20 protein-coding genes are annotated in these 20,460 nt (G+C 69.8%); 11 read left to right on the forward strand and 9 right to left on the reverse strand.

Annotation, left to right across the window (positions count from 1 at the left end):
* Window positions 1-20 precede the first annotated feature (20 nt).
* Window positions 21-446 carry a CoA-binding protein gene (locus ABC337_RS06020; protein ID WP_412884745.1) on the reverse strand — a complete coding sequence of 142 codons (426 nt, stop codon included), beginning with the start codon at window positions 444-446 and terminating at the stop codon, window positions 21-23.
* 339 nt (window positions 447-785) lie between these two features.
* Between ABC337_RS06020 and ABC337_RS06025 the strand changes: the two genes are divergently transcribed.
* The 7 genes from ABC337_RS06025 to ABC337_RS06055 all read left to right on the forward strand — a co-directional run bounded on the left by ABC337_RS06025 (window position 786) and on the right by ABC337_RS06055 (window position 8,824).
* Entirely contained in the window at window positions 786-1,619 is an 834-nt protein-coding gene (locus tag ABC337_RS06025; RefSeq protein ID WP_412884744.1) for an ABC transporter ATP-binding protein, read from the forward strand.
* 175 nt (window positions 1,620-1,794) lie between these two features.
* A complete protein-coding gene (locus ABC337_RS06030) occupies window positions 1,795-2,847 on the forward strand; it encodes an aliphatic sulfonate ABC transporter substrate-binding protein (protein WP_364136372.1) in 1,053 nt (350 codons plus the stop codon).
* Window positions 2,847-3,758: an ABC transporter permease gene (locus ABC337_RS06035; RefSeq protein WP_412884743.1), complete on the forward strand. Its 912-nt coding sequence runs from the start codon at window positions 2,847-2,849 to the stop codon at window positions 3,756-3,758. Before ABC337_RS06030 ends, ABC337_RS06035 begins: the two co-directional genes overlap by 1 nt.
* A complete protein-coding gene (gene acs, locus ABC337_RS06040) occupies window positions 3,734-5,782 on the forward strand; it encodes an acetate--CoA ligase (RefSeq protein WP_412884742.1) in 2,049 nt (682 codons plus the stop codon). Before ABC337_RS06035 ends, acs begins: the two co-directional genes overlap by 25 nt.
* 8 nt (window positions 5,783-5,790) lie before the next feature.
* A complete protein-coding gene (gene sfnG, locus ABC337_RS06045; RefSeq protein WP_412884741.1) occupies window positions 5,791-6,975 on the forward strand; it encodes a dimethylsulfone monooxygenase SfnG in 1,185 nt (394 codons plus the stop codon).
* Window positions 6,975-8,330, forward strand: coding sequence for an O-acetylhomoserine aminocarboxypropyltransferase/cysteine synthase family protein (locus ABC337_RS06050; protein WP_412884740.1), 1,356 nt, complete (start codon window positions 6,975-6,977; stop codon window positions 8,328-8,330). Before sfnG ends, ABC337_RS06050 begins: the two co-directional genes overlap by 1 nt.
* Window positions 8,330-8,824 carry a CoA-binding protein gene (locus ABC337_RS06055; RefSeq protein WP_290256769.1) on the forward strand — a complete coding sequence of 165 codons (495 nt, stop codon included), beginning with the start codon at window positions 8,330-8,332 and terminating at the stop codon, window positions 8,822-8,824. The genes ABC337_RS06050 and ABC337_RS06055 overlap by 1 nt, the downstream gene beginning before the upstream one ends.
* A gap of 7 nt (window positions 8,825-8,831) precedes the next feature.
* Here the strand turns inward: ABC337_RS06055 and ABC337_RS06060 are convergent, their stop codons facing one another.
* The 4 genes from ABC337_RS06060 to ABC337_RS06075 form a co-directional block, all read right to left on the reverse strand.
* On the reverse strand, window positions 8,832-9,578 hold the full coding sequence (locus tag ABC337_RS06060) for a hypothetical protein (protein ID WP_412884739.1): 747 nt from the start codon (window positions 9,576-9,578) through the stop codon (window positions 8,832-8,834).
* The gene (locus tag ABC337_RS06065; RefSeq protein ID WP_364136362.1) at window positions 9,575-10,123 is read right to left on the reverse strand and encodes an RNA polymerase sigma factor; all 549 of its coding nucleotides are present in this window, start codon (window positions 10,121-10,123) and stop codon (window positions 9,575-9,577) included. The genes ABC337_RS06060 and ABC337_RS06065 overlap by 4 nt, the downstream gene beginning before the upstream one ends.
* Before the next feature lie 90 nt (window positions 10,124-10,213).
* Window positions 10,214-10,681: a hypothetical protein gene (locus tag ABC337_RS06070; RefSeq protein WP_364136360.1), complete on the reverse strand. Its 468-nt coding sequence runs from the start codon at window positions 10,679-10,681 to the stop codon at window positions 10,214-10,216.
* A 441-nt stretch (window positions 10,682-11,122) separates the two neighbouring features.
* The gene (locus tag ABC337_RS06075; protein ID WP_364136358.1) at window positions 11,123-12,412 is read right to left on the reverse strand and encodes an adenylosuccinate synthase; all 1,290 of its coding nucleotides are present in this window, start codon (window positions 12,410-12,412) and stop codon (window positions 11,123-11,125) included.
* A 363-nt stretch (window positions 12,413-12,775) separates the two neighbouring features.
* Between ABC337_RS06075 and ABC337_RS06080 the strand changes: the two genes are divergently transcribed.
* Window positions 12,776-13,996 carry a cobalamin-independent methionine synthase II family protein gene (locus ABC337_RS06080; RefSeq protein WP_400159678.1) on the forward strand — a complete coding sequence of 407 codons (1,221 nt, stop codon included), beginning with the start codon at window positions 12,776-12,778 and terminating at the stop codon, window positions 13,994-13,996.
* Window positions 13,997-14,156: 160 nt separating this feature from the next.
* Window positions 14,157-14,786: a uracil-DNA glycosylase family protein gene (locus ABC337_RS06085; protein ID WP_412884737.1), complete on the forward strand. Its 630-nt coding sequence runs from the start codon at window positions 14,157-14,159 to the stop codon at window positions 14,784-14,786.
* A 147-nt stretch (window positions 14,787-14,933) separates the two neighbouring features.
* Here ABC337_RS06085 and ABC337_RS06090 read toward each other — a convergent pair whose 3' ends face one another.
* Together ABC337_RS06090 and fbaA are read right to left on the reverse strand one after the other, a co-directional pair.
* Complete coding sequence (locus ABC337_RS06090) at window positions 14,934-15,359, reverse strand: DUF3151 domain-containing protein (protein ID WP_364136352.1); 426 nt, start codon at window positions 15,357-15,359, stop codon at window positions 14,934-14,936.
* Between the two features lie 2 nt (window positions 15,360-15,361).
* On the reverse strand, window positions 15,362-16,381 hold the full coding sequence (fbaA, locus tag ABC337_RS06095) for a class II fructose-bisphosphate aldolase (RefSeq protein WP_290256778.1): 1,020 nt from the start codon (window positions 16,379-16,381) through the stop codon (window positions 15,362-15,364).
* A 161-nt stretch (window positions 16,382-16,542) separates the two neighbouring features.
* On the opposite strand from fbaA, the gene nagA reads away from it, so the two are divergent.
* Window positions 16,543-17,784 carry an N-acetylglucosamine-6-phosphate deacetylase gene (gene nagA / locus ABC337_RS06100; RefSeq protein ID WP_412884736.1) on the forward strand — a complete coding sequence of 414 codons (1,242 nt, stop codon included), beginning with the start codon at window positions 16,543-16,545 and terminating at the stop codon, window positions 17,782-17,784.
* 21 nt (window positions 17,785-17,805) lie between these two features.
* Here nagA and ABC337_RS06105 read toward each other — a convergent pair whose 3' ends face one another.
* Window positions 17,806-18,468 (reverse strand): TrmH family RNA methyltransferase, encoded by a 663-nt coding sequence (locus ABC337_RS06105; RefSeq protein ID WP_412884735.1) that lies wholly within the window; start codon window positions 18,466-18,468, stop codon window positions 17,806-17,808.
* 52 nt (window positions 18,469-18,520) lie between these two features.
* Here ABC337_RS06105 and ABC337_RS06110 point away from each other — a divergent pair, with 52 nt between their 5' ends.
* On the forward strand, window positions 18,521-19,384 hold the full coding sequence (locus ABC337_RS06110; protein WP_290256781.1) for an HAD-IIA family hydrolase: 864 nt from the start codon (window positions 18,521-18,523) through the stop codon (window positions 19,382-19,384).
* Between the two features lie 4 nt (window positions 19,385-19,388).
* Here the strand turns inward: ABC337_RS06110 and ABC337_RS06115 are convergent, their stop codons facing one another.
* On the reverse strand, window positions 19,389-20,426 hold the full coding sequence (locus tag ABC337_RS06115) for a thioesterase domain-containing protein (RefSeq protein WP_412884734.1): 1,038 nt from the start codon (window positions 20,424-20,426) through the stop codon (window positions 19,389-19,391).
* Between the last annotated feature and the right edge of the window lie 34 nt (window positions 20,427-20,460).

Genomic DNA, 20,460 nt, shown 5'->3' on the forward strand with positions numbered 1-20,460 from the left:
AAAGCTCCCATCAGTTCCGGTTAGAGGCCCAGGAGCGGCGCTTCCCTGGCCGGGCAGGCGTTCATGACGACGTCCAGCCCGGCGGCCTTGGCGCGTTCGGCCGCGGCCTCGTCGATGACGCCCAGCTGCAGCCAGACGGCGCCGGCGCCGGCGGCAATCGCCTGGTCCACCACGTCGCCGACGCGGCCGGAGTTCACGAAGCAATCCACGACGTCGATGGGCCGTTTCTCCGCCGGGATTTCCCCCAGCGAGCGGTAGCCGGCCTCCCCGTGGACGTCGTCGCCGGGCAGGTTGACCGGGATGATGTCCATGCCAAGGCGGTCGCGGATGAACAGCGACGTGTCGTAGGCAGCACGCCATTGGTTGGTGCTCAGGCCCACGATGGCCCACCGGCCCTTGGTGCGCAGGAGGCGTTCGACGACGGCGGGATCGTTCATGTGGCTCATGCGGCCAGCCTACGTCCGCCGGCAGCACCACCGCAGTAGGGAAATCCGCCCCGGGCGCTGTGCCGAATTTCTGATCGAACCAGGTGCCGCACGTCCGCAGGTTTCCGAATATTACGCGCCCATTTGGCAAAAATCCGCCGTTCGGTTTTAGTAGACAGTGACCATCCCGAGCGGCCGAGAGACCTGGATCGATGACGCCGCAGCAACCCTGGTCGACGGACCTCCACCCCGGAGCCCGCCGATAACGAGGACGCACGCCGAGGGAAAGGTCCGGACTGACTACCCGGGCCAAAGGCTGCTTCCGTAGGGTGCTACTGCCAGGACCGATGGAGTAACCCTATGACTGCTGTCCTGCACCCGCCCCAGCCCCGGGCCGACGCCCGGGCTGGCTCCGGCACCCCCGCCCTTCCGGTGTCCTTCCGCGGCCTGGGCCGCGCCTTCGGGACCGGCCCCGCCGCGCACACCGTCCTCCGGGATGTCAGCTTCGACGTCGTCCCCGGCGAGGTGCTGGCCATCCTGGGCGCCTCCGGCTGCGGCAAGTCCACCCTGCTCCGGGCCGCCGCCGGGCTCGACGCCGCCACCTCCGGCAGCGTCGCCATCGACGGCGAGCCGGTCCGCGGCGTCGACGACCGCTGCGCCTTCGCGTTCCAGGAGCCGCGGCTGCTGCCCTGGCACACGCTCCAGGCGAACATCGCCATCGGCCTGCCCGCCGGCGTCAGCGCCCGCGACGGCAAGGCCAAGGTGGCCCGCCTGCTGGAACTCGTGGGCCTGCAGGACTTCGCCAAGCACCGCCCCCGGGAGGTCTCCGGCGGCATGGCCCAGCGCGCGTCGCTGGCCCGGGCCCTGGCCCGGAACCCCGGCGTGCTGCTCCTCGACGAGCCCTTCGGCGCCCTCGACGCACTGACCCGGATCAAGATGCAGGACCTGCTCCTGGAGGTCCACCGCGCCGAACCCACCACGGTGCTGCTGGTGACGCACGACGTCGACGAGGCCCTGCAGCTGGCGGACCGCATCATCGTCCTCGGCCGGGAGGACACCGAATCGTCCCCGGCCGGCGCCACGATCGTGCGCACCCTCACCGTTCCCGGCGGACGGCCCCGGGACCGCGCCTCGGCCGACCTGGCCCGAATGCGCACCTCGCTCCTGGCCAGCCTCGGCGTCGACGGCCACTAACGGCCCCGCCCCGCCGCCCCGGTCACGGCCTGAACGGTCCGTCCGCTTCCAGCAGGCAGCGCCGCCGGTACCCCGGCACCGGACCGGCCGAGCCGTCCGCTCCCCGCGCCGGCGGCCACCTGCATCACTCTCCTGTCTCTTTCGCATCGCTCGCACCGCCCGTAAAGGAACTCCCATGGCTCCCACCCGCACCACGTCCCGCCGTTTCGTCCTCACCGCCGTCGCCGCCTCCGCGGCCCTGGCCCTCACCGGGTGCGTCGCCGGGGAAGGCTCCGGCAGCCAGCCCGCAGCCGCCGCGGCCGCCGGCGGCAACGGCGGCGGCACGCTGACCATCGACTTCGCCACCTACAACCCGCTGAGCCTGGTGATCAAGAAGAAGGGCTGGCTGGAGGCCGCCCTTAAGGACCAGGGCGTCACCGTCAAGTGGGTCCAGTCGGCCGGCTCCAACAAGGCCAACGAGGCACTCCGTTCCGGCGCGGTGGACGTCGGCTCCACCGCCGGTTCGGCCGCGCTCCTGGCCAAGGCCAACGGCTCCCCGATCAAGACCATCGACATCTTCTCCCAGCCCGAATGGGCCGCCCTGGTCACCAAGCCCGGCTCCGGCATCAGCACGGTGGCGGACCTGAAGGGCAAGTCGGTCGCGGCCACCAAGGGCACGGACCCGTACTTCTTCCTGCTGCAGGCGCTGTCCGAGGCCGGCCTCTCGCCCAAGGACGTCACCGTGCAGAACCTGCAGCACGCGGACGGCCGCACCGCCCTGGAGAACGGATCCGTGGACGCCTGGTCCGGGCTGGACCCGATCATGGCCGGCGCCGAGCAGAAGGGCGCCAAGCTCTTCTACCGGAACCTCTCGTTCAACACCTACGGCTTCCTCAACGCCACCGAGTCCTTCCTCAAGGACCGGCCGCAGCAGGCGCAGACCGTGGTGAACGCCTACGAGAAGGCCCGCGCCTGGGCGGCCGCGAACCCGGACGAGACCGCGCAGATCCTGGCCGAGGCCGCCGGCCTGGACCTGGCCGTGGCCAAGACCGTGGTGCTGCAGCGCAGCAACCTCAACGTCAACCCGGCGCCGGGCGAAGCCCAGCGCACGGTCCTCGCGAAGATCGGTCCCACCTTCGTGGAGACCGGGGACGTGGCGAGCCAGAAGCAGATCGACGACGCCGTCGGCTCGCTTCTCGATGACTCGCTGGTGAAGAAGGCGGACGCCTCCGCCATCAAGGACTCCTGATGGCCAGCCTCGGAGATTCCCCCTTCACCGGCACCACCGTTGCGGACGGGCGCGCTGCAGCCGCCCCCGCAGCTCCGGCAGACGCCGCCCGGCCGGCCTCCCCCGTCACGGGAGGACACGGCACCCCGGCGAACGGATGGTCCCCCGCCGGGTTCCTGGCCCGCGGCTGGGCGCGTCTGCTCCTTGGACTGCTGGTCCCCGCGGCGGTGCTGGCGGCCTGGCAGCTGTCCACCGCCGCGGGAGTCTTCAGCGTGGTCCAGCTCCCGCCGCCGGCCATGGTGCTCGACGCCGGCCTCGACCTGCTCCGCCGCGGGCAGCTGGGCCTGCACGTCGCCATCTCCACCCAGCGGGTGCTGATCGGCTTCGCCGCCGGCGCCGCCCTGGGCCTGCTCCTCGGCTCCCTGGTGGGGCTCTCCCGCGTGGCGGACGCCCTGCTGGGCCCCACCATCGGCGCGCTGCGGGCCGTCCCGTCCCTGGCCTGGGTGCCGCTGCTGATCCTCTGGATGAAGATCGGCGAGGATTCCAAGGTCACTCTGATCATGATCGGCGCGTTCTTCCCCGTCTTCACCACCGTTTCGCTGGCCCTGCGCCACGTGGACCGGAACCTGGTGGAAGCCGCCCGCGCCTTCGGGCTCAAGGGCGTGAAGCTGCTGACCACCGTGCAGCTGCCCGCCGTCGTGCCCGCCGTGTTTTCCGGGCTGCGGCTGGCCCTGGCCCAGGCGTGGCTGTTCCTCGTGGCGGCCGAGCTGATCGCCTCCTCGATGGGCCTGGGCTTCCTGCTGACCGACTCGCAGAACAACGGCCGCACGGACCGGCTGCTCCTGGCCATCGTGCTGCTGGCCGTGATCGGCAAGATCACCGACGCGCTGCTCGGCCTGGCGGAGAAATGGGCGGTGAACCGGTGGGCGTAACGGCAGCAGAGACCACGGCGCAGACCCCGGGCCCCCAGACCCTGGGCCAAGGCACCGTGGCACCACAGACACAGGCTCCGTTGACCGAGGCCGAACGCATCGCATTCTGGGAACAGGCCGCGCTGCGCCTCGACTGGGAACCCGCCGGGTCCGCCGGTGCGGGACTGCCCTGGCACACCACGCACCGCCGCGTCCCCGCGGACCCGGCGGCCGGAACCGGTCCGCAGATCAGCTGGTTCGAGGGCGGGAAGCTCAACGTCGCCTACAACTGCGTCGACCGCCATGTAGCGGCGGGACGCGGTGACACAGTGGCGCTGTACTTCGAGGGCGAACCCGGCGACCGGCGCACCCTCACCTACGCGGACCTGCAACGCGAGGTATCCCGGGCCGCCAACGCCCTGCTGGACCTCGGCATCACCAAGGGCGACCGCGTGGTCATCTACCTCCCGGTGATCCCCGAAACGGTCATCATCACCCTGGCCGTGGCCCGCATCGGCGCCATCCACTCCCTGGTGTTCGGCGGGTTCTCCGCCGACGCGCTGAAGTTCCGGGTGGAGGACACCGGCGCGAAGCTGCTGGTCACCACGGACGGGCAGTTCCGCCGCGGCGCCGCGGTGCCGGTGAAGGCCAATGCAGACGCCGCCGTCGCCGGGGACAACGCCGTCGAACACGTCCTGGTGGTCAACCGGACCACCGCGCCGGAGGACCTGGGCACCGTCCCGATGGTCCCGGGCCGGGACGTGTGGTGGCACGACGCCGTCGGGCGCGCCTCCGACGTCCACGTCGCCGAGGCGTTCGACGCCGAGACGCCGCTGTTCATCATGTACACCTCCGGCACCACCGGGAAGCCCAAGGGCCTGGTCCACACCTCCGGCGGCTATCTGACCCAGGCGTCGTGGAGCTTCGAGCACCTCTTCAGCAACCCGGACCCGGCGCTCCGGGACCGGGACGTCCACTGGTGCACCGCGGACCTCGCCTGGGTCACCGCGCACACCTACGAGCTGTACGGCCCGCTCTCCAACGGCGCCACGCAGGTGATCTTCGAGGGCACGCCAAACACCCCGCACCCGGGCCGGCACTTCGAGATCATCGAACGCTACGGCGTCACGCAGTACTACACCGCCCCCACCCTGGTGCGCTCGCTGATGGGCTGGTTCCCGGATGGCATCCCCGCCTCGTTCGACCTGTCCTCCATCCGGCTGCTCGGCACCGTGGGCGAGGCCGTGAACCCGGAGGCCTGGCGCTGGTTCCGGGACAACGTGGGAGCCGGCACCGCGCCGGTGGTGGATACCTGGTGGCAGTCCGAGACCGGCGCCACCATCCTCTCCCCCGCCCCGACCGACACCGCGTTCAAGCCCGGTTGCGCCGCCCGGCCGCTGCCCGGCGTCGGCGCCCGGATCGTGGACGAGGCCGGGGCCCCGGTCCCGCCCGGGGTGCAGGGCTTCATTGTGGTGGACGCCCCCGCCCCGGCGATCGCCCGCACCGTCTGGGGCAACCCGCGGCGCTACTACGACTCCTACTGGCGCCAGTACGCGGAACAGGGCTGGTTCCTCGCCGGCGACGGCGCCAAATACGACGACGACGGCGACATCTGGATCCTGGGCAGGGTGGATGACACCCTCAACGTCTCCGGGCACCTGCTCTCCACCATCGAGATCGAATCGGCACTGGTCTCGCACCCGGACGTGGTGGAGGCCGGCGTCTGCCCGGTCCCCGACGCCAAAACCGGCCACGCGGTGGTCGCGTTCGTCGTCCCCAAGGGCGGCGACGCCGGCCGGGCCCCGTCCACCGAGGAACTGCGCAACCACGTCGCGAAGGCGATCGGGCCGATCGCGAAGCCGCGCGACGTCGTCGTGGTCCCGGACGTACCGAAGACCCGCAGCGGCAAGATCATGCGGCGGCTGCTGACCCAGCTGTTCGAGGGCACCGAACTCGGCGACACCACGTCGCTGCAGAACGAGCCCTCGATCGCCGGCATCCAGCAGGCCCTCCGCGAACGCAGCACAGAACCCTCCCGGAAGTAAGGAACGCCATGACCGAGAACAGCACCGTCGCCCGTCTCTCCGAACCGCTCAAGTTCGCCTACTGGGTCCCCAACGTCTCCGGTGGCCTGGTGGTCTCCACCATCGAACAGCGCACCGGCTGGGACTTCGACTACAACAAGAAGCTTGCCCGCATCGCCGAGGATTCCGGTTTCGAGTACGCCCTGACGCAGACCCGCTACGCCGCCTCCTACGGCGCGGACAAGCAGCACGAGGCCACCTCGTTCAGCTTGGGCCTGCTGGCCGCGACCGAGCGGCTGAAGGTGATCGCCGCCGTCCACCCCGGCATGTGGCATCCCGGCGTGCTGGCGAAATACCTGATCACCGCGGACCACATCTCCAACGGCCGCGCCGCCGTGAACATCGTCTCCGGCTGGCTCAAGGCCGAGTTCGAGAACTTCGGCCTCGAGTGGCTGGAGCACGACGAGCGCTACGTCCGCACCGAGGAGTTCATCCGGGTGCTCCGCGGCCTGCTGACCGAGAAGAACTTCAGCCAGGCCGGCAAGTACTACAACATCACCGATTTCACCCTGCAGCCCGCCCCCGTGGACGTCCCCGGCCGCGCGCACCCGGAAATCTTCTTCGGCGGCAACTCCACCGCGGCACAGGCCACGGCCGGCCGCGTGGCGGACTGGTACTTCTCCAATGGCAAGGACCTGGACGGCTTCAAGGAGAACATCGCCGGCGTCGTCGCCGCGGCCGGCGAAACCAGGCGCGGGACCGGCGGCGCCCTCGGTTTCCCGCGGTTTGGCCTGAACGGCTTCGTGATCGCCCGCGATTCCGAGAAGGAGGCACGCGAGACCCTCCGCGAGATCGTCGCCAAGGCGCACAAGCCCGCCGTCGAGGGTTTCCGCGACGCCGTCCAGGAGGCAGGGGCGTCCACCAGGGACGGCAAGGGCATGTGGGCCGACTCCAGCTTCGAGGACCTGATCCAGTACAACGACGGCTTCAAGACCCAGCTGATCGGCACCCCCGAGCAGATCGCGGAACGGATCGTCGAGTACAAGAAGATCGGGGTGAACCTGCTCCTGACCTGCTACCTGCACTTCCAGGAGGAGGTGGCCGCGTTCGGCAAGGACATCCTGCCGATCGTGCGCGAGCTCGAGGCCGACCTGGCCCGCAAGCACGGCACCGAACTTTCCACCCCTGCCACCAAGACTGAGGTGAACGCGTAATGGCCGACCGTACCTTCGGATTCCGCACCCGCGCCCTGCACGCCGGCGGCACTCCCGACGCCGAACACGGCGCCCGGGCCGTGCCGATCTACCAGACCACGTCCTTTGTCTTCAAGGACACCCAGGACGCGGCCAACCTCTTCGCCCTGCAGAAGTACGGCAACATCTACTCCCGGATCGGCAACCCCACGGTGGCCGCGTTCGAGGAGCGCGTCGCCTCCCTGGAGGGCGGCATCGGCGCCGTCGCCACGTCCTCGGGCATGGCCGCGGAGTTCGTCACCTTCGCCGCGCTCACCCAGGCCGGGGACCACCTCGTGGCCTCCTCCCAGCTCTACGGCGGCACCGTGACCCAGCTGGACGTCACGCTCCGCCGCTTCGGCGTGGACACCACCTTCGTCCCCGGCACGGACCCGGCGGACTACGCCGCGGCCATCCGGGAGAACACCAAGGCGATCTTCGTCGAGGTCGTCGCCAACCCCTCCTCCGAGGTCCAGGACCTCGCCGGGCTGGCGAAGGTGGCGCACGACGCCGGCATTCCGCTCGTCGTCGACGCCACCCTGAGCACCCCGTACCTGGTGCGCCCGATCGAGCACGGCGCGGACATCGTGATCCACTCCGCCACCAAGTTCCTGGGCGGGCACGGCACCACCCTGGGCGGCGTCGTCGTCGAAAGCGGCCGCTTCAACTGGGGCAACGGCAAGTTCCCCACCATGACCGAGCCGGTGGCCTCCTACGGCAACGTCTCCTGGTGGGGGAACTTCGGCGAGTACGGGTTCCTCACCAAGCTGCGCTGCGAGCAGCTGCGGGACATCGGCCCGGCCCTGTCACCGCAGTCCGCGTTCCAGCTGCTGCAGGGCATCGAGACGCTGCCGCAGCGGCTGGACGAGCACCTGAAGAACGCCCAGGCCGTGGCCGAATGGCTCGAAGCCGACGAGCGGGTGGCGTACGTGAACTACTCCGGCCTGCCCTCCCACCCGCACTTCGAACGGGCCCGCACCTACCTGCCGCTCGGCCCGGGGTCCGTGTTTTCCTTCGGCGTCAAGGGCGGCCGCGCCGCGGGGCAGAAGTTCATCGAGTCCCTGCAACTGGCCTCGCACCTGGCCAACGTGGGCGACTCCCGGACCCTTGTCATCCACCCGGGCTCCACCACCCACCAGCAGCTCAGCCCGGAGCAGCTCGAATCCGCGGGCGTACCGGAGGACCTGATCCGGATCTCGGTGGGCCTGGAAGACATCGAGGACATCCTCTGGGACCTGGACCAGGCCCTGGCCGCGGCGTCCGAGGCCCCGGCCGACGGTGCATCCGCTGCCTCGGAAGAACTGCCCGCCGAAGCGTGCGCGATTGGAGCGAACTGATGACTGAAGAAACCCGCACCTGGACCGGACCGTCCGCGCCGGAGCGGCTGAACCTGCTCCGGCAGGCGAAGTCCATCGCGATTGTGGGCGCCTCGGACAAGCCGTCCCGGGCCAGCTACTTCGTGGCGACGTACCTGCAGTCCTCCACCCGGTACAAGGTCTACTTCGTGAACCCGGTGGTGAAGGAGATCCTGGGCCAGCCGAGCTACGCGTCGCTGGCGGACCTGCCGGAGAGCCCGGACATTGTGGATGTGTTTCGCAAGCACGATGACCTGCCGGGCGTGCTGGACGAGGCGATCGCCGCCGGCGCCAAGACGCTCTGGCTGCAGCTGGGGTCCTGGCATGAGGACGTGGCCAAGGAGGCCGAGGCGGCCGGGCTGAACGTGGTGATGGACCGGTGCGTGAAGATCGAGCACGCCCGTTTCCACGGCGGCCTGCACCTGGCCGGCTTCGACACCGGCGTCATCTCCTCGAAGCGGCAGGTCCTGGCCTAAGCCGGGATCAGCGCTGCCCCGTCCCGTCCGGAACCTCGGGGATGGCCGGGACGGTGGGCAGCGGGCTGACCGGGATGCCCCGGCCGTCAGCGCCGGGGATCACCGGGGTGACCGGCCGCTGCGGCGGGGTCGGCAGGACGCCGGTCCGGCCGACGTCGCGGCCCAAACCCGGCTGCGTGGCCGAAGTGCTGGGCCGGACCGGTTCGGGGACCGCGCCCGGAGCCGTTGCCTGCAGGGTCGGTGCCGTGACCGTGCCGGCCGGCGCGGGGGCCGGTGCCGGAAGCGCCGGCAGATCCGACGGCGACGGGCGGACCGAGGACGGAGCGGGGGCCGGGGCGTTGCCGGCGGGCTGGAAAATACTGCCCACGGTGTGGCCGACGCTGTCGCGGAAGTCCTGGCTGGCGGCGGCCACGGCACCCGCGCCGAGGGTCATGGCGCCGACGACGGCGCCGCCCACCAATGCCATCCGGCGCCGGTTTCCGCGGCTGCGGCGGTGCGCGGCCAGGCTGGTGACGCCCGCGGGAAGCGGGGGCTCCTCGACTGAGTCGTTGGTTTCTTCGGAAGAGGCGGCTGCTGCGGGGGCACCGGCGGCGAGCAGGGCCGCGAGGTCGGCCCGCGGGGCGGGGGCCTGGTCCGGGACCAGGGCCTGAAGGTTTTCCAGGGCGCCGCGGAGTTCGGCGGCAGATTCAAGGCCGGCATCACGGAGCACCGCCTGGATGCTGCCATCCTGCTGGGGTTTGCGGGTGCCGGTCATGATGCTGCGTGGTCCTTTTCTGTTACCAGTTCGCGCAGGGCACTGAGCCCGCGCCGCTGAAGCTGTTTGATGGCACCCGGGCTCTTGCCCATGATGCTGGCCACCTCGTCGATGGCGAGGTCCGCGACGATCCGCAGGACCAGGACTTCCCGTTGCTCCTCGTTGAGCAGGGAGAGTGTGTGGGTCAGGCCCCCGAGGGAGCCGAGTGCCTCGTCCTCCGCGGAGACCGTGTGCCGGTCATCCGTCAGGGGGTCGTAAGGGGTGTGGTGCGGGGCCCGTTCCGAGCGGCGGTAGTGGTCCACCAGCCGGGCGTGGGCCACGGAGAAGATAAAGGTCCGCAGCCCCTTGTGGCCGCCGGTGACGCCGCCGAGCCGGGGCAGGATGTCCACGAACACGTCCTGGGTGAGGGCCTCGGCGTCGTCGACGCCCTTGGCCCGGAAGTAGCCCAGCACTGCCGGGGACATCACGGTGTAAACGGCGCTGAATCCTGACGGGTCGCCAGCCAAGGCGGCTGACAGTTCGTCATCGCTCAGCTGGTCTGCCAAGAGGCTTTCCTTCCGTTTACTGCTGTGGGGTGCGGCCCCCAAGATCTTAGCGGCCGCACCCCGTCACCTCCGAAAGGAGATGGGCAGTGCTTACTTCTTCACCTGCGGGACATCCACCGACGGGACGGCCGGGACGGCCGGGGTAGCCGGGAGGTCCTTGGCACCCGGGACGGCCGGGGTGGCCACGGTGACGCCGGCGTGGGCCTGGGCCTCTGCGGCGCCCTTGGCGTTGGCGGCGCCGTCGACGGTCACGCCGTCCTTGTCGGCGGAGACGGAGCCCTCGGCGGACTCGTCGGCACCCTTGACGGAGGCGTCGCCCTTGGCGGCACCGTCAACGGCGGGGGCGGACGGCACAGCCGGAACGGCCGGGGTAGCCGGAACGGCGGGCAGCGACGGGGTCGCCGGAACGGCCGGGGTGGCGGGCGTAGCGTTGCTCACTTCAGCCTGCTGGGTGTTCGAGACCTGGGCCGCGTTGGCCAGGCCGATTCCGGAGAAGCCTCCGACCGCGAGAATGGCGGCGCCGACAGCAATCTTGGTGGTCTTGCTAACACTCTTCATGAAAATTACATCCTTTGGTTGTGGAGGGCCGGCGGCGCCCGATGGGGGCGGGCGCCCGCCGGCTCTTACAGTTGGGATCCCGTCGGTACCTGATGGGGGCAGGTGCCCGTCGGATCCTTCCGGCGAAGCCCGCGGCGCCCGATGGGGGCGGGTGCCGTGCGGTAGCTTCGCGGCCGCGCCGCGGAACGTGGTTGGGGTCCAGGTCCCATGCGGCGCTTACATAGGGGTAATCGCCGGGAGGGCCGAAAAGGTTACGCGGATCCGGAAAATTCCTTTGTTTCTTTTTCCCAGGACCGTTCCGCCGCGGATTGCCGCGATTTTTCTGGGGTTGTCCGGGGCTTGCCCGGGGTTGCCCCGGGGTTAAACGGCGACGGCGGCGCCCCACCGTTCCGGGTGGGACGCCGCCGTCGGGCGCTCGAAGGGCGTTAGCCCTTAATCAGGTCAGTCGTTGATCAGATCGTTGACCACGATCGTCTGGTCGCGGTCCGGGCCGACGCCGATCGCGGAGAACCGGGTGCCGGAGAGCTTCTCGAGCGCCAGCACGTAGTTGCGGGCGTTCTCCGGCAGGTCGTCCAGGGTGCGGGCGCCGGTGATGTCCTCGGTCCAGCCGTCGAAGTACTCGAAGATCGGCTTCGCGTGGTGGAACTCGGTCTGGGTCATCGGCATCTCATCGTGCCGGACGCCGTCGACGTCGTAGGCCACGCAGACCGGGATCTGCTCGATGCCGGTCAGCACATCCAGCTTGGTGACGAAGTAGTCGGTGAAGCCATTGACGCGGGAAGCGTGCCGGGCCAGCACGGCGTCGTACCAGCCGCAGCGGCGCGGGCGGCCGGTGTTGACGCCGAACTCACCGCCGGTCTTCTGCAGGTAGACGCCCATCTCGTCGAACAGCTCGGTGGGGAACGGTCCGGCGCCGACGCGCGTGGTGTACGCCTTGATGATGCCGATCGAGCGGGAAATCCGGGTGGGGCCGATGCCCGAGCCCACGGACGCGCCGCCGGCGGTCGGGTTGGAGGAGGTCACGAACGGGTAGGTGCCGTGGTCGACGTCGAGGAACGTGGCCTGGCCGCCCTCCATGAGGACCACCTTCCCCTCATCCAGCGCCGTGTTCAGCAGGAAGGTGCTGTCCACGACCAAGGGGCGGAGGCGCTCGGCGAAGGAGAGGAAGTAGTCCACGATCTCGTCCACCTCGATGTCGCGGCGGTTGTAGACCTTGACCAGCAGTTCGTTCTTCTGCCGCAGCGAGCCCTCGACCTTCTGGCGCAGGATGGACTCGTCGAAGACGTCCTGGACGCGGATGCCGAGGCGGGCCACCTTGTCCATGTAGGCCGGGCCGATGCCGCGGCCGGTAGTGCCGATGGCGCGGCTGCCGAGGAACCGCTCGGTGACCTTGTCCAGCACCTGGTGATAGGGCGCCACGAGGTGGGCGTTGGCGGAGACGCGCAGCCGGGACGTGTCCGCGCCGCGGGCCTCGAGCCCGTCGATCTCCTGGAACAGCGCCTCGAGGTTCACCACGCAGCCGTTGCCGATCACCGGGATGGCGTTGGGGCTGAGGATGCCGGCAGGAAGGAGCTTCAGCTCGTACTTCTCACCGCCTACGACGACGGTATGGCCGGCGTTGTTGCCGCCGTTGGGCTTGACGACGTAGTCGACGCGGCCGCCGAGCAGGTCGGTGGCTTTACCTTTGCCCTCGTCGCCCCACTGGGCTCCGACGATCACGATTGCTGGCATGGGATCCTCCCCCATTCGTTCGGGCCGTGCTTCGGTCCACCAGGTGGTTCCGCAGTCCGGCACCGTTCATGAGAATGCCCCGACTCTACCGCTGCGGGCAGTCAGGGGCTCTTACCACCCAAGTTTAGCCGACGACGGAGCCGGCGGCGCGTTTTCGGCCGCCACCACGGGCCCGTGACACATTATGGGCATGACTTGCGGGCGGAGCACGGGTGGAATGTAGTGGGAGTGACCATCCCGAGCGGCCGAGGGACCTGGACCGTTGACGCCGCAGCAACCCCGCCGGACCCGGACCGCCCCCAGGGCGGCTGCCGCGGCCGGCCACGGTGCTACCGCCAGGACCGATGGAAAGGAAACCGAGCCATGACCCCTACCTCCGCCCAGAACACCGACCACATCCGCGTCACCCACGCCGGGTCCTTGCCCCGCACCCCGGAGCTGATCGCCGCGAACGAGGCCAAGGAAAAGGACGGGATTACCCCCGAGTTCCTGGACCTGCTGGAAACCTCGGTCAAGGACGTGGTGCAGCGCCAGAGCGATCTGGGCATCGACATCGCCAACGACGGTGAATACGGCCACACCATGTCCAGTTCCGTGGACTACGGCGCCTGGTGGAACTACTCCTTCTCGCGCCTCGGCGGCCTGGAACCGACCAATGTGGACCGCTGGGCCGACGCCCAGGTGCACCGCTCCTCACCGGGCCACATCGTCCTGACGTCTTTCCCGGACCGCCGGGACCGGCAGAAGTTCAACGAGGCCTACAACGACCCGTCCTCGGGCATCCTCTCGCACCGCAAGTCGGTCACCCAGCCCAAGATTGCCGGTCCACTGACCTACACGGGCCAGGACCTGGTGGCCTCCGACGTCGCCAACCTCAAGACCGGCCTCGCCGCGGCAGGCCTGACGGAGGGCTTCGTCGCCTCCCTCTCCCCCGGGTCCTGCGCCCGGGTGGCCAACGAGTACTACCAGAGCGACGAGGAACTGCTCTACGCCTGCGCGGACGCCATGCGCGAGGAGTACAAGGCCATCATCGACGCCGGCCTGACCGTCCAGCTGGACGACCCGTCGCTGGCCGAGAGCTGGGACCAGATCAACCCCGAGCCCAGCCTGGAGGACTACCTGAAGTTCATCCAGCTCCGGGTGGAGGCCACCAACTGGGCGCTCCGGGACCTCCCGCAGGAGCAGGTCCGGCTGCACGTCTGCTGGGGTTCCTGGCACGGCCCGCACACCACGGACATCCCGTTCCAGGACATCATCGGCTCGGTGCTGCAGGTCAACGCCGGCGCATACTCCTTCGAGGCTGCCAATGTCCGGCACGAGCACGAGTGGCGGGTCTGGGAGGACACCAAGCTTCCCGAGGGCAAGTCGATCATCCCCGGCGTCGTCTCGCACGCCACCAACGTCGTCGAGCACCCGGACCTGGTGGCGGACCGGATCGTGCGGTTCGCCGAACTGGTGGGCCGGGAGAACGTCATCGCCTCCACGGACTGTGGCCTCGGCGGCCGCGTCCACCCGCAGATTGCCTTCGCCAAGCTTGAGGCGCTGGGCGAGGGAGCACGGCGGGCCACCAAGCGACTTTGGTGACCGGCGGCCGGCCGACGGGATCTTGGTAGACTGGTAACGGCCGGACAGGTTTTCGGCCCACACCACATTTCCACACCACACCGGCCGCGGCGCGCCTTCCTTTGGCGCGCCCGCGGCCGGTCTGGCGGCGTTACCAATCCCGCAGGAGACCCAGCACCACATGACAGCCCTGGCCACTGAAAATTTCCGCGAACAGCTCTTTAACCGCCGCTACGAGGCCAATGTCGCCCCTGTCAACGAGCTGTGCGACGCCCTCCAGACCGCCAAGGCCGGCACCACCGTCCCCTACGTCGATCCCGCCCACGACGTGGACGAATGCCGCATCGTGAGCCTGTTCTCCAACATCGGCACCGCGGACCCGTCCGGGTTCATCACCGCCGGCGATTCCGACGCCGCCACCCGCCTGCTGGGCATCCATTGGAAGCTGGGCCTGCGCCCCGAGTTTGTGATGCCGTGGAATGTCCACCCGTGGCACGTCGAGGGCGAGCCCAACGGCAAATTCACCCCGGACCAGATCGCCGCCGGACTCAAGCCGCTGCTGAAGTTCCTGGCCCTGGTCCCCCGCGCCTCCGTGATCGTCGCCCACGGCACCGAGGCCAACCGGCTGGCCAACCTGCTGCTGAAGACCGAGGTGCCGATGATCTGGCGCCGCGGCCTGAAGACCTACAAGGTCCGCTCGCTCAGCGGCCGCGCCTTCGCCGGCACCCCTGCACGGCAGGAGCAGTACCTCGAGGACATGCGCGTTGCCTACGCGGACGCGATGGCCCGCACCGGCCTGGCGAAGGCCTGATCGTCCCCACCCGCTCCCTAACCTCGCAAGCTCGGCCAGGGAACCCTGCGGGCGTGGGCCCAGCTTAAACCGCGACGGCGGGTGTCCACCTTTCGGTGGGCACCCGCCGTCGTCGTCTGGTCCCGGGTCACCCGGGGCGGCGCTGGGTCAGCCTCGCGCCTCGATGGCGGCCTTGGCCGTGGGATCGGACTCGGCCAGGAACTTCTCGATCCGCTCCGGCTCCTCGGCCTCACCGATCGCGGCGGAGGCCCGGCCCAGCGAGTACAGCGCCCGCAGGAAGCCCTGGTTCGGCTCGTGCTCCCACGGGATCGGGCCGGCGCCGCGCCAGCCGTTGCGCCGGAGGGCGTCCAGGCCGCGGTGGTAGCCGACGCGGGAGTACGCGTAGGAATCGATGGTCCGGCCCTCTTTCCACGCTTCCTCGGCCAGCACGGCCCAGAGCAGCGAGGACGTCGGGTGCTTCTCCACCAGGTCCAGGGCCTCGTGCCCGGCCTCCAGGCCCGCAGTGACCTCGGTCTCGGCGGGCAGGAGGGTGGGTTCGGGGCCCAGCAGGTTCTTCCGGAATTCGTCCGACACGGTTAGAACGTCTTGCCGGTGGAGCCGAGCTGCTGGGCGGCTTCGACCACGCGGGCAGCCAGGCCGGCCTCGGCGGAGGCGCCCCAGACGCGCGGGTCGTACATCTTCTTGTTGCCGACCTCGCCGTCGATCTTCAGGACGCCGTCGTAGTTGCGGAACATGTGGTCCACCACCGGGCGGGTGTAGGCGTACTGGGTGTCGGTGTCGATGTTCATCTTGATCACGCCGTAGGAGACCGCGTCGGCGATTTCCTTCTCGGAGGATCCGGAGCCGCCGTGGAAGACCAGGTCGAACGGATTGGCCTTGCCGATCTTGGCGCCCACCTGCTCCTGGATGTCCTTGAGGATCTCCGGGCGCAGCTTCACGCCGCCGGGCTTGTACACGCCGTGCACGTTGCCGAAGGTCAGGGCGGTGATGTAGCGGCCGTTCTCGCCGGCGCCGAGGGCGTCGATCGTGGCGAGGGCGTCCTCAACCGTGGTGTAGAGCTTGTCGTTGATGGCGTTCTCGACGCCGTCTTCCTCGCCGCCGACCGTGCCGATCTCGACCTCGAGGATCATCTTGGCGGCCGCGGTGCGGGCCAGCAGGTCACGGGCGATCTTGAGGTTCTCCTGCAGGGTTTCGGCGGAGCCGTCCCACATGTGGGAGTTGAAGAGCGGGTTGCGGCCGGCCTTGACCTCGGCCTCGGAGGCGGCCAGCAGCGGCAGGACGAAGCCGTCCAGCTTGTCCTTGGGGCAGTGGTCCGTGTGCAGGGCGATGTTGACGCCGTAGTTCTTGGCGACCTCGCGGGCGAATGCGGCGAAGCCCAGGGAGCCAGCCACCATGTCCTTGGTGGAGGCGCCGGACCAGTAGGCGGCACCGCCGGTGGAGACCTGGACGATGCCGTCGGACTCGGCCTCGGCGAAGCCGCGGAGGGCGGCGTTCAGGGTCTGGGAGGAGGTCACGTTGACGGCGGGGAAAGCAAAACCGCCCGTCTTCGCGCGGTCGATCATCTCGGAGTAAATCTCTGGGGTTGCAATGGGCATGCTGACTCCTTAGGTGAATTTCGTCTGCGGGCTGGGCTGACCCCTGGGGTGAACCTCGTCGGCTACGCACCATCCTAGCCATTCCCGCCGGACGGCAGTGGTTCCGCTCACTCCCGGTTGTAACACTGCCCCCGGACCGGAGCGGATAGGGTGGCAGCATCATGCCCGGCCAGCCCACCCGCATCATCCACTCCGCCCGCCTCGTCTCCGGCTGGTCCATCACCGCTGACGCCTGGGTGGCGTTCGCCGGGACCACAGTCGCGGCCGTCGGGTCCGGGGACGGTTGGCGGGGGCTGGTGCCGAATGCCGGCGGCACCCCTGCCGACAACGGGGCCGGAGACGGTCTTGATGCTCCAGGCGCCGGGTGCGCCATCACGGACGCGGCCGGCCGCTGGCTGACGCCGGGTTTCATCGACCTGCACTGCCACGGCGGGGGCGGCGCCGCGTTCGACGATGGGGCTGACGACGGCGGGGCGGCCGCGATCGGCCGGGCCCTGGCCACCCACCACCGGCACGGCACCACCCGGCTGGTCCTCTCCCTCGTCACCGCCGCCCGGCCGGACCTGGAAGCCCGGCTCGCCGCCGTCGCCGACGCGGCCGAGGCGGACCCGCTCATCCTGGGAGCCCACCTCGAGGGCCCTTTCCTGGCCGCTGCATTCCGCGGCGCCCACGACCCGTCCCTGCTCCGTGCCCCGGACCCGGAGGACGTCGCCGCGCTGCTGGCGGCGGGACGCGGTACGCTCCGGCAGTGGACCCTGGCCCCGGAACTTCCCGGCGCCATGGCGGCCCTCCGCGCCCTGGTGGATGCCGGCGTCGCGGTCGCCGTCGGTCACACCGCCGCCGGGTACGACGCCGCCCTCGCCGCGTTCGACGCCGGCGCCTCCATCCTCACGCACGCCTTCAACGCGATGCCGGGGCTGCACCACCGCGAGCCCGGGCCCGTTGCCGCGGCGTTCCGCTCCCTTGGCGTGACCCTTGAGGTGATCAATGACGGCGTCCACGTCCACCCGGAAATGGTGCGGCTGGCCTTCACCGGAGCCCCGGGCCGGGTGGCGCTGGTCAGCGACGCGATGGCCGCCGCAGGCGCCGCAGACGGAACTTACCAGCTGGGCACGCTGCCCGTCACGGTGCGCGGCGGGGTGGCACGGCTGGCCGGGACCGGGGACGCGGAGGGCCCCATCGCCGGGTCCACCCTGACGCTTGACGAGGCCCTGCGCCGGGCGGTGCGGGACGCGGGCATCCCGCTGACGGAGGCGGTGACGGCGCTGACCGGGACGCCGGCGCGGGCGATCGGCCGCGGCACGGACCTGGGGCTGCTGGCGCCGGGGTACCAGGCGGACGCGGTCCTGCTGGATGAGGACCTGGCCGTCACGGCGGTGTTCGCCGCGGGCCGGCCGATCTAAAGAACGGTCCTTACTGCCGGCCTAGCCGGGGAGCTGGTTGAAGACGTGCCGGCGGATCCAGGCGTGCATCGCGATCGCGGCGGCCGAGGCGGCGTTGATGGACCGGGTGGAGCCGAATTGCTCGATGGAGAGGGTGTCCACCGCGGCGGCGTGCACCTCGGGGGTCAGGCCGGGACCTTCCTGGCCGAACACCAGCACGCAGTCGCGCGGGAGTTCGTAGGTCTCCAGCGGCACCGAGTCCGGGAAGATGTCGATCCCGATGATCGCGAGGTTCTCCGCCTGCGCCCACGCCACGAAGTCCTCCACCGTGGGATGGTGGCGGACGTGCTGGTAACGGTCGGTGACCATGGCGCCGCGCCGGTTCCACCGCCGTCGTCCGATGATGTGCACCTCCTTGGCCAGGAAGGCGTTCGCCGTCCGGACCACGGTGCCGATGTTCATGTCGTGCTGCCAGTTTTCGATGGCGATGTGGAAGTTGTGGCGGCGCGAGTCCAGCTCTGCGACGATCGCCTCGTGCTTCCAGTACCGGTACTTGTCCAGGACGTTGCGGCGGTCCCCGTCGGCCAGCAGGTCCGGGTCCCAGTGGTCCCCCTCGGGCAGCGGCCCGCTCCAGGGCCCGACGCCGATCTCCGGTTCCTGCCCGGGTTCAGGCTCTGCTGCTGGCGTTACTTCTGGCTGGGTCACTCCTCAACATTAGACTGGGAGCAGTAGCGGAACACTATCGGCGGAGGGCACCATGGCGGAGCAGTCAGAGCACCACTCAGAGCAGCGGCAGGACGCGGACGAGACCCGTTCCACCGCGTCGGTGTACCGCAGCGGCCAGGACATTGAGTGCTGGCTGACGGACATGGACGGCGTGCTGGTGCATGAGAACCAGCCCATCCCCGGCGCGGCCGAACTGATCCAGCGCTGGGTGGACACCTCCCGGCGCTTCCTGGTGCTGACCAACAACTCGATCTTCACTCCGCGGGACCTCGCCGCCCGGCTGCGCAGCTCCGGCCTGGAGATCCCCGAGGAGAACATCTGGACCTCGGCGCTGGCCACGGCCCAGTTCCTTAAGGACCAGGTCCGCGGCTCCGACTCCGGCAACCGCGCCTACACGATCGGCGAGGCGGGCCTGACGACGGCGCTGCATGAGGCGGGCTTCATCCTCACCGACCAGGATCCGGACTTCGTGGTGCTCGGCGAGACCCGCACCTATTCCTTCGAGGCCATCACCATGGCCATCCGGCTGATCCTGGGCGGGGCACGGTTCATCGCCACCAACCCGGACGCCACGGGCCCCTCCAAGGACGGCCCCATGCCGGCCACCGGGGCGATCGCCGCCCTGATCACCAAGGCCACCGGCCGGGAACCCTACATTGTGGGCAAGCCGAACCCCATGATGTTCCGGTCCGCGATGAACCAGATCGACGCCCACTCGGAGACCACGGCCATGATCGGGGACCGGATGGACACGGACATCATCGCCGGCATGGAGGCGGGCCTGCACACGGTGCTGGTGCTCAGCGGCATCACCCACAAGGACGACATCGCCGCCTACCCGTTCCGGCCCAACCAGATCCTGAACTCGGTGGCGGACCTCAAGAACCAGATTTAGGCCGCTAGAACGCCACCTTCCGGCCGCCGCCGGCCGGAAGGGGCAGGATCTGGTCCTGGAGCTGCTCGACCAGCTGCTTGTAGATCCCCGGGTTCCACTGGGGGCTGGCGTGGGCCGGCCGGGCGCCGTCGGTCTGCAGCGAGTCGGAGACCATGTTGCCCGCGAACCGCAGCATCCAGGAGTCCCGGGCCGTCTCGTAGCTGACGGTCCGGTCCGCCGGGTTGCCGATGAACGCCATCCTGGCGTCGCCGAGCTTGCCCACGTACCGGCCCGGATCGAAGTGGTAGATGTAGGCGGACTCGCTCTGGATCAGGACGCTGGACGGCGCGATCGGGGAAAGCTGCTCGAGTGTCTGGTCAACGATCTGGCCCCAGGTGCGCTCGTGTTTGTTGAGCACCCGTTCGCCGAGCTCGTAGCTGCCGCGCAGCACCGTGGGGAACCGGACGCCGCTCTCGTAGAGGAACACCACACCCTCGAACCAGCTCTGGTCCAGCACGTCGCTGCGGGTTGCGGGGCTGGAGTCCAGCAGGATGAAGGCCACCTTGACGCCGTGCAGTTCCAGCAGCCGGGCGGCCACCTGCACGGCGACCATCCCGCCGAAGCTGTGGCCGTAAAAGTAGAGGGTCTCCAGCTTGTGGGCGCGCACGTGCTCGATCACGGCGATCACGATCTTGTCGATCTCCAGGCCCACGTTGGAGTAGCCGACGGCGGCCAGCTGGCCGCGTTTGTTCATGGCGCCACGCAGGGAGTTCAGGATCCACTGGGCCTCCTCCCAGCTGGTCTTGAAGCCCGGGAAGAGGATCCAGCTGGCGCGCGGGTAGTAGCGTTCGGCGACGTCGTCGGGCACGGTCAGGATCTTGTTCACCCGGCGCTCGGCCTGGACTCGGCGGGTGAAGAGCATGTCCGCGGCCAGGAGTCCCGCGGTGCCGGCGCCGATCAGGAAGTTCCGCCGGGAGAACCGTTCCAGTTCGGCGGCGTGCCGGAGGAGCCGGGCATCCGCCTTCGCGGTTCCGCCCTCCGTCACTTCGGTCTCACGCGGCACACCACAACCGTAACCACTGCGGCTTCCACGGGAA

The sequence above is a fragment of the Arthrobacter phoenicis genome (assembly GCF_047238215.1).
Taxonomy (GTDB): Bacteria; Actinomycetota; Actinomycetes; order Actinomycetales; family Micrococcaceae; genus Arthrobacter.

Coding starts and splice junctions, on each gene's coding strand:
- nagA (WP_412884736.1), top strand. CDS start 16,543: ATGCCCGGCCAGCCCACCCGCATCATCCACTCCGCCCGCCTCGTCTCC.
- sfnG (WP_412884741.1), top strand. CDS start 5,791: ATGACCGAGAACAGCACCGTCGCCCGTCTCTCCGAACCGCTCAAGTTC.
- ABC337_RS06070 (WP_364136360.1), bottom strand. CDS start 10,681: ATGAAGAGTGTTAGCAAGACCACCAAGATTGCTGTCGGCGCCGCCATT.
- fbaA (WP_290256778.1), bottom strand. CDS start 16,381: ATGCCCATTGCAACCCCAGAGATTTACTCCGAGATGATCGACCGCGCG.
- ABC337_RS06020 (WP_412884745.1), bottom strand. CDS start 446: ATGAGCCACATGAACGATCCCGCCGTCGTCGAACGCCTCCTGCGCACC.
- ABC337_RS06055 (WP_290256769.1), top strand. CDS start 8,330: ATGACTGAAGAAACCCGCACCTGGACCGGACCGTCCGCGCCGGAGCGG.
- ABC337_RS06080 (WP_400159678.1), top strand. CDS start 12,776: ATGACCCCTACCTCCGCCCAGAACACCGACCACATCCGCGTCACCCAC.
- ABC337_RS06050 (WP_412884740.1), top strand. CDS start 6,975: ATGGCCGACCGTACCTTCGGATTCCGCACCCGCGCCCTGCACGCCGGC.
- ABC337_RS06025 (WP_412884744.1), top strand. CDS start 786: ATGACTGCTGTCCTGCACCCGCCCCAGCCCCGGGCCGACGCCCGGGCT.
- ABC337_RS06060 (WP_412884739.1), bottom strand. CDS start 9,578: ATGACCGGCACCCGCAAACCCCAGCAGGATGGCAGCATCCAGGCGGTG.
- ABC337_RS06085 (WP_412884737.1), top strand. CDS start 14,157: ATGACAGCCCTGGCCACTGAAAATTTCCGCGAACAGCTCTTTAACCGC.
- ABC337_RS06110 (WP_290256781.1), top strand. CDS start 18,521: ATGGCGGAGCAGTCAGAGCACCACTCAGAGCAGCGGCAGGACGCGGAC.
- acs (WP_412884742.1), top strand. CDS start 3,734: ATGGGCGGTGAACCGGTGGGCGTAACGGCAGCAGAGACCACGGCGCAG.
- ABC337_RS06030 (WP_364136372.1), top strand. CDS start 1,795: ATGGCTCCCACCCGCACCACGTCCCGCCGTTTCGTCCTCACCGCCGTC.
- ABC337_RS06075 (WP_364136358.1), bottom strand. CDS start 12,412: ATGCCAGCAATCGTGATCGTCGGAGCCCAGTGGGGCGACGAGGGCAAA.
- ABC337_RS06035 (WP_412884743.1), top strand. CDS start 2,847: ATGGCCAGCCTCGGAGATTCCCCCTTCACCGGCACCACCGTTGCGGAC.